This window comes from Vibrio sp. 1288 (assembly GCF_033344475.1).
This window is the reverse complement of the sequence record NZ_JAWPOX010000316.1, coordinates 1-830: the sequence shown is the minus strand read 5'-3', so window position 1 is coordinate 830 and position 830 is coordinate 1. Positions and strand designations below refer to the sequence as shown.

Here is an 830-nt window from a genome sequence, read left to right as displayed (position 1 = left end):
GTGAATCGCATCTTCGATACGCTTCGCAAAACCAGTGTTACCACCGAAGAATTTTTCTAACTCGTTGAAGTTATTGTTCAACTGACGGTCAAGCATGTCATAGTTGATTTCAAGCGTGCCTTGACGCGTCGTGGTAATACCAAATTCTGTCAATGATTTCAGATTTTCTGGTGCTTGATCGATTCGGCTTGAAAAGACGGCTTTCAATCGTGAATCGGCACTTCGCACCGTGCTGTCACCAGCTAGCGGCCCTTTTTGGCCGGTAGTTGGGTCCACACTCGAGAGTGCTTGCGAAGTTTGATAAAACGAGTTGTACGCCGAAACAAAGTTTTCGATGTCGCTGCGTACACTTTGACGGTCGTACTCGACTCCGATTTCTGCAGGCGGCTTGTTTGGTTCTGACTTGCCTTTAAGTGTCAAATCTACGCCTTCAATGGCGTCTTCAATTACGTTGTTATGGCTTGAAAGTTTTGCCACGCCATCAAGCAGCACTTCAGAATCTTGCCCTGCTTGTACCTCTGTCATACCAAGGTATTCTTCGAATGAGGATTGCGCTTTTGCGATTTTGGCTTCTGCTTCGTCGATTTTTTCTAGACGTTCACGCTCTTGAGGATCGAGTTTCGCACGATGAATTTGCTTGGCTTGCTCTTCGGAAAGCTCACCACGTTCGACTTTTGCGTCGAGTTCTTGCTTTTCATCCGCAATTTTCTGTTCGATTTCTGCTTTTTCTTGTTCTAGGAGCTGCTTAGCTTCTTTGGTCGTAACGTAAGAATCCGTCAATGTGCCTGAGGCGGCATTATTCCAACCTGGAACATCCGGCGCTTTCTCTA

The 830-nt window shown here is 46.4% G+C and carries 1 protein-coding gene; it reads right to left on the bottom strand.

Features of this window, described 5'->3' with window-relative positions:
* Nucleotides 1-830: flagellar filament capping protein FliD (gene fliD / locus R8O11_RS26490; RefSeq protein WP_318194776.1), on the bottom strand; the 830-nt coding region annotated here is incomplete at both ends.